Raw genomic sequence first — 9,557 nt, 5'->3', positions numbered from 1 at the left:
ATTGCGCATTCCGGCTCGATCCTGGCGCTCTCGTCACCGAGGAGCTGCTGATCGCCTTCGCCGCCCTCGGCTTCATTGCGCTTCTTCCGGTGATCGCTAAGAAGGTGCGGGCCCGGCGCGGGAAGACACTCTGAACGGTCCAATCGAGGGGGCACGCCATGGCCGAGATTCTGAAACCCGATATCTGCGTCATCGGCGCCGGCTCCGGCGGTCTTTCGGTCGCCGCCGTCGCCGCCGCCTTCGGCGTTTCCTGCGTGCTGATCGAAAAGGGTAGGATGGGTGGCGACTGCCTGAACTATGGCTGCGTTCCTTCCAAGGCGCTGCTCGCGTCGGCGAAGCGGGCAGCGGCGTTGCGCAAGGCCGATCCCTTCGGCATCGCGGCCGTCGAGCCGGAGATCGACTTTGCCCGTGTCAACGATCATGTGCAGGCGGTGGTCGCGGCCATCGCACCGAACGATTCCGAGGAGCGCTTCACTGGCCTTGGCGTGCGGGTCTTCCGTGCCGCGGCAAGCTTCAAGGATGCACGAAGCGTCGTCGCCGGCGACCATGAGATCCACGCCCGCCGCTTCGTCGTCGCCGCCGGCTCCTCGCCCATGGTTCCGCCGATACCGGGCCTCGACAAGGTAGCCTATCTCACCAACGAGACCATCTTCGACAACCGCCAGGCGCCTGACCATCTCATCATCATCGGCGGCGGGCCGATCGGCATGGAGATGGCGCAGGCGCATCGGCGGCTCGGCAGCGCGGTCACGGTCGTGGAGATGTTCGCGCCGCTGGCCAAGGACGACCCGGAGGCCGCGGCGATCGTGCTCGACAGGCTTGCGGCGGAGGGCGTCAATATCCGCGCCAACGCCAAGGTGGCGGAGGTTTCCGGTCGCGAGGGCGCGATCAAAGTGACGGTCGAGGCCGAAGGCGGAAGGCGCGAGGAGGTCGCCGGCACGCATCTGCTCGTTGCCGCCGGCCGCAAGCCGAATATCGACGGGCTCGGCCTCGACAAGGCGGGCATTGCCTTTGGCCGCGCCGGCATCACCGTCGACAAGGCCCTGCGCACCAGCAACCGCCGCGTCTATGCCATCGGCGACGTTGCCGGCGGGCTGCAATTCACCCATGTCGCCAATTATCACGCAGGTCTCGTCATCCGCAGTGCCCTGTTCCGCCTGCCGGCGAAGGAAAACCGGGTCATCATCCCCTGGGTCACCTTTACCGACCCGGAGCTCGCCCAGGTCGGCCTGAGCGAGGCGGCGGCCAAGGAAACGCAGGCGGACATCCGCGTCCTGCGCTGGCCCTATGAGGAGAACGACCGCGCTCAGACCGAGCGCGTCACGGAAGGCTTCATCAAGGTCGTGACCACGAGGCGCGGCAAGATTCTCGGCGCCACCATTGTCGGCGCCAACGCCGGCGAGATCATCCAGCCATGGGCGCTGGCGATCAGCCAGGGGCTCAACATCAAGGCGATGACGGGCTACGTCGCGCCCTACCCCACTCTTGGCGAAATCTCCAAGCGCGCGGCGATCAGCTTCTACACCCCGAGTTTGACGAATCCCTGGTTGCGGCGCATCATCGCGTTGCTGAGACTATTTGGGTAGTAACTCACGTTGATCATTGACGAAAATCGCAATACGCCGCCGCCGGCGGAGGAGACCGAGGGTGTCGAGCCGCCGGACGGCGGCGCATCGCCAGGCCGTGGGCTCGGCCCACTCGGCCTTTCCGCCAAATTGCTGCTGCTCACCATTCTGTTCGTGATGATCAGCGAAGTGCTGATCTATGTGCCCTCGATCGCCAATTACCGGCTGACCTGGCTGAAGGATCGCCTTGCCTCGGCGCAGATCGCGGCTCTCGTACTCGACGCAACGCCGGACAATGTGGTGCCGAAGTCGCTTGAGCGCGAAATCCTGACCACGGCCGGCGCCATGACCATCGCCGTCAAGCGCGGCGGCACCCGCAGGCTGTTGATGGTGTCCGAGACGGCCCCCGACGTCGCCGACCACTTCGACCTGCGCGAGATGCACCCGCTTGGCGCCATCGCCGACGCCTTCTCGACGCTCGCTGCCGCCAACGGGCGGATCATCCGGGTAGCCGGCACCGGCGAAATGGGCGGAGATTTCATCGACATCGTCCTCGACGAAACGCCGCTGCGCCGCGCCATGCTGTCCTATTCGGTCAACATTCTGACGCTGTCGATCATCATCTCGATGATCACCGCAACGCTCGTCTATCTCAGCCTCAACTGGCTGTTGGTGCGGCCGATGCGCCGCATCACCCGCAATATGGTCCGCTTCCGCCAGGACCCGGAGGACCCGAGCCGCATCATTGTACAGTGCGGGCGCTCCGACGAGATCGGTCTGGCCGAGCAGGAGCTCGCCGCCATGCAGAAGGAGCTTGCCGGCACCCTGCAGCAGAAGGCGCGGCTCGCCGCCCTCGGGCTCGCGGTCAGCAAGATCAACCACGATCTGCGCAACATCCTGGCCAACGCGCATCTCATCTCCGACCGCCTCTCCGGCGTACCGGACCCGACGGTGCAGCGCTTCCTCCCCAAGCTCATCGCCTCGCTCGACCGCGCCATCTCGCTGTGCGCGGATACGATCCGTTACGGCCGCGCTCGCGAGGCACCGCCTGAGCGCCGCCAGGTGGCGCTGGCGACGCTTGCCGAGGAGATCGCCGAAGCCGCGGGGCTGGCCCATCACGCGAGCGTGCGCTGGGTCAACGCGGTCGATGCCGAGCTTCGCGTCGACGCCGATCCCGAGCAGCTCTTCCGGATCCTCATGAACCTGTTCCGCAACGCCGTCGACGCGCTCGAATCGGACGCCCATGCCAGCACCGAGCAAGACAGCGTGCGGCTCTCCGGCCGCCGCGAAGGCGCAGTCGTCACCATCGAGATTTCGGACACCGGGCCCGGCGTGCCGGCGAGGGCCCGCGAGCATCTGTTCGAGGCCTTTCAAGCCTCGGCGCGACCTGGCGGCACCGGGCTGGGGCTCGCCATCGCGGCAGAGCTCGTGCGCGCCCATGGCGGCAGCATCCGCCTTGTTGACGGCACGCTCGGCGCGACCTTTCAGATCATCATCCCCGACCGCGTGGTCGAGCTGCGCAGCAAGCGCGCGGGGTGACAGGGGTCGGAAGCCGGAAGCCGGAAACCAGAAGTCAGAGGCCAGAAGTCAGAGGCCAGAAGTCAGAATTCTGGTGTCCAGTTTCTGGTTTCTGATTTCCGGCTTCTGGTTTCCGATCCGCTGCTTGCGTTGTGGAAAGCTATGGACTACCTAAGGCGCGCTTCATTCGCGCATGGCGCCGGTAGCTCAGTTGGATAGAGCACCAGACTACGAATCTGGGGGTCGGGGGTTCGAATCCTCCCCGGCGCGCCAATCAAATCAAGGCTTTAGGCTTTTGTGGTGAAGCGGCAATAAAGATCATAGGCAACGGCTCAGGCAACACTTTGGCGCTTCGCCCGCGCCAATGGGCGCGCGATCGAGCCGAGGCGCGCATCGCCATGCATGTCTTCGCCGTGGCCACGGCGGCCTTTGCCGGCGCCGGTTCGGTTCCCGTCGCTTGTGCGCGGCAGCGCCCAAGCGGCCCGGTGCTCGCGTCTGTCTCCCGGCGATCTGGCGACCGGGGAGCGCAAGGCTAGGAAGTTGAGGGCGGCGTTATGGCGGGTGGCGGAGCGATGCTGCATTCCTTCACAATCATCGCTCTACGTACCGCTTCGTTCTCGCCCTTCAAACGGGAGATTTCAGGCGCGATGTTGTCTCCGCTCAGTGACGACACGGGCAAGCCAATGAGAAGGACGCCAACGATATCATTGGTGCGGGCATTATCTTGCTGCGTGGAGGCGGTAGCCAGCGCGGAACTCAGCCGACCTTGTTCCTCTGCAAGCTGCTGACAAGACCAGCTTTGATAGCTCACGTCGCTTATGTAGGATGGCGAAATACTCTCTGGTGATTTTGCGCAGCTAACAGCAAAAAGCGCACACGCAAGACCAACCGAAAACTTCAATGATAGGCGCATTTTCCCTGCCCCTCCCCTGAAAGAGCATGATGCGCCGATAATCTCTTTGAGTCGATCCCTTGCGGGCCGTCGCCACTGCGGCTATGCGGTGCACCCGGTTAGCCGCTCGCGAGGCGGCCTTCTTGCCTTTGATCCGCTTGGTTTTGAGGGCGCGTTCTATGCAGGCTGCCCAACTCATTGCCGCGGCCCCCTTCTCTCAGGCAGGTAGCCGCGCCGGGCCGGGCCGGCAGCCGGTCGGGGAAATGCCGTAGCTCGTAATCGAGGGAGCTTACAGCGCTATCGAGGGCCGCGACTTGAGCCTCGGTCCAGGTGCCCCGGAGCATCGTGAAAGAGCCGACCATTGTGGTGCGCACGTCGCGATGCGAGGGCGGCCACGTCGGATTTTTGCGAACGGCTAACGCTTCCTTCAAGCCGTCCCACTCATCCCTGGCCAAGCCAGCGTCGGCGTCGGTGATGAAGCCGGAGCCGTGGCAGACCGGGCACCAGGCATCGGGGTCGTTTGAGCACAGAAGCGAACGGCCACTGGAAAAACAGGGCGGGCAGGGCCGCCAGTTCGGCGTGGCCATTGAAGCCATGATGCCGGCCTCGCCACAGAAATCACATGCCTCGTTGATCGCGTCGATTTCGTAAGTCACGGCCCGGCACCGATCGCAACGGCCGAGCGGCATGACCGGGAGAACATGCTTGTTGTGGTCTTCAACCAGGTCATTGGGAGGCCGGGCGTAGTGGACTTGGGGGGCGTGGACGTTCATGGGCGTTCCTCTCTATGCCGCCAGGGCGGCCACGGCGGGCTCGGGGGCGGGATTGCACCGGCCAGGGAGCACTTTGCCGTCCTGGTGGCACGGAGCGGGCCGCGCGACGGCCTCTGCGAGTGGCGCGGGGGCAAGAGCGGTCATCCGTGGCTGCCGTGGGGCACCAGGCACGGGTGAAAGCCGGGGTCGCGCCGGTGGCCTCCACCCTGACCCTGGCCGGTCGGGTCGAGTACGTCATAGTTCAGCCCGTCGACCGGGCGGGCACCGCGGCCTCGCCTCCCGTCGCGCCGGACACGGTTGAGCACTTCGCCGGCGCCGCCGCTTCCGAGCATGAAATATTGAAGCGCCTCGGCGACGTGAGACCACGGCCCTTTGTCCGGGCGGTCCGCGTGCGTCGCGCCGGACGCCGCGGAACTCAGTTCGCGGAAGCAATACTTGCCGGCGCAAGCCTGGCGCAGGGTAGTGCAAGTGGGTGAGATAATCAGAGCCGGCTTGCCGTCGACCAATTTTCCGAAGCCGTTAAGCACCGCTTCCCGCCGCATCGCAAAATCATTGGTTGGCGCCGGGCGGCAGCGGAAGCCGGTCGCCTCCCGCAAGACCTCCAAAACGGTCCTCTCATCTGTCTGCACACGCTGGTTGCCAGCCGGGTCGCCAAACAGCGTATCGACCTCATGGCGCGGGTAGTGCTCGCGCAAATGTTCGGTCAGAATATTGGCAAAACGCACGATGCCCATGTTTTCGGAAACCGCTTCCGAAAGGACGGCGCGTCTCCCGTCCGGCAAGACCTGGCCGATCACCGCGCTAGGCTGCAACCCGAAGTCGCAGCCGATCAGAAGCGGCAATCCGGGGACGGCCTGCAAAGGCTCCGGCGCTACGTGCACGGCCTCGCGGTAGTTGGAATAAACCGCCCTGCCCTCGGTGATCGTGCCAAACTTTCCGTGGCAGTAAATGGCAATAAAATCCTCGTCCTTCCCTTGCGCAAGGCGCGTGTAGTAATTTTGGCCGCCCGGCAGGTTGGCCAGGTTCTCGGCGTCCGGCCCAAGGCCGCTCGGCTGGTGGAAAAGTTCGTACTCGGAAGGCGGATCGGTAACGAATAGTTTATGTGCCCAATGGCTATCGTCCCAAGGGTTGCTGTCGGCGATGATGCCCGAATACGAGGGGCCGACGCCTTGGAACATAGGCGGATAGCGACCCACCCGGCCAGTCAAAGCCTGAAAAATGGAAAGCGGGATCTCGCGGAGTTCGTTGACGAACGCGAAACTCAATTCCAGGCTGAGAAGCTTGGCTACGTCGGTGTCGCTATCAAGTGCCAAGAAGAGCACTTCCAGGTCGACAGCGCCGGATTTGAGCGTGTAGGTGACGGGCGGTTGCAGGTTGAAGGTGCCGGCGCCTCCGGTCCATTCCTTGAATGTCTTGATGCTTGTGGTCTTGAGGGCCGGATACGTATTCCGGATTATCGCGGCGCGTGTCCGCCGCTTCCCGTCCCGGCCGGGCTCCTGCTCGGCGGCCCGCCAGATCGTCTCGACGCAATTCGCAACGGTTTTTCCGCTGCCGAAGGGGCCAACAATACAACGGGCGAACTTGTCCGACTTATGGAAACGTTCGATCGTAGGGCCTGCGTAATCGTACTTAATTTGGTTGAGGGGATCAGCCATCGGCGTCGTGCTCGATAGTCTTGGAGGCGTGGCGGTCTGGCAAAATAAATGTGACGGCATTTCCGCTGTGTTGAACGGATTGGCGATCGACCATATGACCGTGCAACTTGGCCATCAGTTCCGTAGCTCTTACGAGCGCCGTGGCGTTCTGGGTCGATTTAGCGAATTCGGCGCTGTCCATAAGCATCTCGGCGGCGCGGTCGAAATCGAAGGTCGTCTTTTTCGCGATAATTTTTCTGAACGCGTCGATCGCCGAGGCCACGTCGCGCCTCGCCAACAGCCGGTACCCGGTGTTTTTTGAGCTTGAGGCGGCATAGCCGGCGTGCCGGGCCGCGTCCGCGGCATTGTTTCCGTTCAATAGGTAGGTGCGCGCGAATACCGCCAGGCGCGGCTTCAAATTTCCGATCGCGGCGTCGAGGGTGATCTGCTCCTCGGGGGTCAGGTCTTGGCGGACTGGCGGCAGCGCTACTTTCGACATTTTCAGCTACCCAAAATTATGTGGCTCGCGCACGGCGGGGAAATCGTGCGGGCGAATTGGAGCCAGATAGCCGGGCCGCCGCGCGATTTTGGGGGTGCCGGGTGGGTGCCTCCCTTGCCGGATTGAGGGCGGGGGCGGGTAAGCCGATTGGACCCGCTGATTGCCGATCAGCCGGCCCGGCGCCGACCCTTCGTCCGCTCTGGCTTGGTCGCAGTCCTGGTCGTGCACTGGTCGCTGGTAGAGGCGCCGGCTCCGAGCCGGAGAGGGAGGAGCAGCCCGGAGCCGGCGACTGCCTGCGCCTGCGGCGTCGTTAGCCTGGCGGACGAGGCCACGAGTGGCGCCAGCTTGGCGGAGGCAGATGGCGCGCATTGTCAGACCTTGGTGTTCTTGGCCCTGGCCTCGACGGCTCCGGCTTCGACCATCCTGCCGAACATCCGCGCTCGCGCCCTGTTTGTCTCCTGTTCCTCGGTCAGCGGCTTGGAACCAGGGCCGCCGGCACTGGCAATTTGAAGCGCCTTGCGCTCGTCGAGGCGAAGCTTGTGGTCCGCCGATAGCGGGTCCATGAGGGCGGCAACTACCTTTGGATCGGCCTCCAATTGGGCCAGGCGCGCCTTCGCGGCGGCCGGCGAGCTAGGGATCACGACGCCGCCGTCTCGTGCGTCAATCGCCAAGGCGGTCGAGCCGAGCGTAACTAGGGGATCAGCCATCGTTGTTCACTCCATCCTGGTGGCGCGGATCGTCGCCGTGCCGGTTGCCCACGTCCGGGCTGACGGGCGGTTGCAGGTCTTCGGCCGCCTCGCGCGCCCTGTTGACGCGCCGGTCGAGGCGTGCGGCCTTGTCGAATGCGTCTGCGATTGGATCGGTCATGCGGCGGCCTCTTCTTTCTCAATGCTGTCGTTTCCCCAACCAGTGAGTGCCCTTCGATTACTCCCGGCAACATGATCGGCTAGGCCAAGATGCGTCGGCTGAATATCCCGCGCATTCGGGAACAATCGACCGAGGCCGGCCCGGATCATCGAATTGGCGAGATGAAGTTCCGGCTCCGACCGGGCCAGGATGCCGCACTGTTCGCGCGGCACCGCGACCTGCATAGCGGTTGTTAACTCGACAACCGTTCGGAAGGCCTCGCCAGCGGCCCTCAGAGCCTCCTCGGCCCGATCGGCGGCGGCCCGGCGCTCCTGGCCCATCTTTCTGACCTTTTGCCATTCTGAGGCTTCCTGTGAAGCCCGGCGATCGGCCTCAAGATCGTCGATGACCTTTGAGAACACGACGCAACGGCGCTCCTCGACCGCCAGTGCCGCGGCGGCGGCGGAAACGCGCTGATGCGCTTTGGCCTCGGTTTCGGGGTTGCCACCGGCGATTGCCTGGTCTAGGCGGCGCTCCTCAGCCTCGAATTCGGCTGTCCGGGCGACAACGGCACGTTCAGCCTCGATTAGAGAAGTCTCGGCTTCTGCGATACGTTTCTCAAAAGTCATGGGATTTCGTCCTTGTGAATGGGCTAGGTCATCTATTGTAGCGCGGCCGGGGGGAGGCGGGCAAGCCCAAAGTGGCTTTAAGTCATTGAAATCACAGCCTAATTAGCGCTCACATTTACTCCTTGAAACTCACAAGCGATACCATTACATATCTGTCAACGAAGGGTGACAGGAGCGTTATGGCCATGAATAAAGGGAAATTCGTCGCTTACTATCGCGTCTCCACGGCGCGCCAGGGGCGGTCCGGCCTTGGGCTGGAAGCGCAGCGCAAAGCGGTCGAGGATTATCTGAACGGCGGCGGCTGGCAGATCGTTGCCGAGTTTACCGAGGTCGAGAGTGGCCGGAAGGCAGATCGACCGGAGCTTGCCAAGGCGCTGGCGGCGGCGCGGCTCCACAAGGCAACGTTGGTGATTGCCAAGCTCGACCGGCTGTCGCGCGACGCGCATTTCCTTCTCGGTCTGCACAAGGCCGGCGTCGAGTTTGTCGCCTGCGATCTACCGTCCGCCAACCGCCTCACGGTCACGGTCTTAGCGGCCGTCGCCGAGCATGAACGCGAAATGATATCCCAGCGCACCAAGGCCGCGCTCGCAGCGGCCAAGCGCCGCGGCGTGAAGCTCGGCGGCGATCGCGGTCAGAAGCCGTCCCAAACGGCCCAAGAAGCCGGCAGGGCCGCTATCGCCAAGCGCGTCGCTGCCAGGGCAGCGGACTTGAAGCCGACGCTTGACGAACTCGCCGGCCTAACGCTGCAAGCGGCAGCTGACGAACTTAATCGGCGGCGCATCCCCACAGCCAGGGGCGGCGGCTGGTCGCCTGTGCAAGTGAAGCGGGCTCGCGAGGCGGCGGCGAAGCCGCGGAACTGAAAACTGGCCAATCGCTCGCGTCGGGCAAGTGAGACTTGCCAGGCTCGGATACGTCGCGGCCCGCAAGCCGGCCGCCAGGGCATCCTAGAGCGGTCGAGCTTGGCAATCCCGGCGCCAGGGCCGAGGGCAGCGCCAGGACCGGGCTTACAGGGCGGCGCCAGGGCCGGGCTTACAGGGCGGCGCCAGGACCGGGCTCACAGGGCAGCGCCAGGACCGGGCTCACAGGGCAGCGCCAGGACCGGGCTTACAGGGCAGCGCCAGGACCGGGCTTACAGGGCGGCGCCAGGGCCGGGCTTACAGGGCAGCGCCAGGACCGGGCTCACAGGGCAGCGCCAGGACCG

Annotated in this window: 10 protein-coding genes and 1 tRNA gene; 4 read left to right on the top strand and 7 right to left on the bottom strand. The window is 64.5% G+C overall.

Going from position 1 to position 9,557, the window contains the following annotated elements; all coding sequences use genetic code 11:
- Window positions 1–158: 158 nt before the first annotated feature.
- The 3 genes from Q8P46_16375 to Q8P46_16365 all read left to right on the top strand — a co-directional run bounded on the left by Q8P46_16375 (window position 159) and on the right by Q8P46_16365 (window position 3,356).
- On the top strand, window positions 159–1,586 hold the full coding sequence (locus tag Q8P46_16375; protein MDP2621722.1) for an FAD-dependent oxidoreductase: 1,428 nt from the start codon (window positions 159–161) through the stop codon (window positions 1,584–1,586).
- Window positions 1,587–1,595: 9 nt separating this feature from the next.
- Window positions 1,596–3,104, top strand: coding sequence for a HAMP domain-containing sensor histidine kinase (locus Q8P46_16370; GenBank protein MDP2621721.1), 1,509 nt, complete (start codon window positions 1,596–1,598; stop codon window positions 3,102–3,104).
- Between the two features lie 175 nt (window positions 3,105–3,279).
- A tRNA-Arg gene (locus Q8P46_16365) sits at window positions 3,280–3,356 on the top strand.
- 259 nt (window positions 3,357–3,615) lie between these two features.
- Here Q8P46_16365 and Q8P46_16360 read toward each other — a convergent pair.
- From Q8P46_16360 to Q8P46_16330, 7 genes are all read right to left on the bottom strand, one after another.
- Window positions 3,616–3,996: a hypothetical protein gene (locus tag Q8P46_16360; GenBank protein ID MDP2621720.1), complete on the bottom strand. Its 381-nt coding sequence runs from the start codon at window positions 3,994–3,996 to the stop codon at window positions 3,616–3,618.
- 98 nt (window positions 3,997–4,094) lie between these two features.
- Window positions 4,095–4,748: a hypothetical protein gene (locus Q8P46_16355; protein MDP2621719.1), complete on the bottom strand. Its 654-nt coding sequence runs from the start codon at window positions 4,746–4,748 to the stop codon at window positions 4,095–4,097.
- 140 nt (window positions 4,749–4,888) lie between these two features.
- Window positions 4,889–6,403 carry a hypothetical protein gene (locus Q8P46_16350; protein MDP2621718.1) on the bottom strand — a complete coding sequence of 505 codons (1,515 nt, stop codon included), beginning with the start codon at window positions 6,401–6,403 and terminating at the stop codon, window positions 4,889–4,891.
- On the bottom strand, window positions 6,396–6,881 hold the full coding sequence (locus tag Q8P46_16345; GenBank protein ID MDP2621717.1) for a terminase small subunit: 486 nt from the start codon (window positions 6,879–6,881) through the stop codon (window positions 6,396–6,398). Before Q8P46_16345 ends, Q8P46_16350 begins: the two co-directional genes overlap by 8 nt.
- A gap of 371 nt (window positions 6,882–7,252) precedes the next feature.
- Window positions 7,253–7,588 carry a hypothetical protein gene (locus tag Q8P46_16340; GenBank protein ID MDP2621716.1) on the bottom strand — a complete coding sequence of 112 codons (336 nt, stop codon included), beginning with the start codon at window positions 7,586–7,588 and terminating at the stop codon, window positions 7,253–7,255.
- Entirely contained in the window at window positions 7,581–7,748 is a 168-nt protein-coding gene (locus Q8P46_16335) for a hypothetical protein (GenBank protein ID MDP2621715.1), read from the bottom strand. The genes Q8P46_16340 and Q8P46_16335 overlap by 8 nt, the downstream gene beginning before the upstream one ends.
- Window positions 7,745–8,356 (bottom strand): hypothetical protein, encoded by a 612-nt coding sequence (locus Q8P46_16330; GenBank protein ID MDP2621714.1) that lies wholly within the window; start codon window positions 8,354–8,356, stop codon window positions 7,745–7,747. Before Q8P46_16330 ends, Q8P46_16335 begins: the two co-directional genes overlap by 4 nt.
- A gap of 185 nt (window positions 8,357–8,541) precedes the next feature.
- Here Q8P46_16330 and Q8P46_16325 point away from each other — a divergent pair, with 185 nt between their 5' ends.
- On the top strand, window positions 8,542–9,216 hold the full coding sequence (locus Q8P46_16325; GenBank protein MDP2621713.1) for a recombinase family protein: 675 nt from the start codon (window positions 8,542–8,544) through the stop codon (window positions 9,214–9,216).
- The last annotated feature ends 341 nt before the right edge of the window (window positions 9,217–9,557 follow it).

The sequence above is a fragment of the Hyphomicrobiales bacterium genome (genome assembly GCA_030688605.1).
Classification (GTDB): domain Bacteria; phylum Pseudomonadota; class Alphaproteobacteria; order Rhizobiales; family NORP267; genus JAUYJB01.
This window is presented reverse-complemented; position numbering and strand designations above follow the sequence as displayed.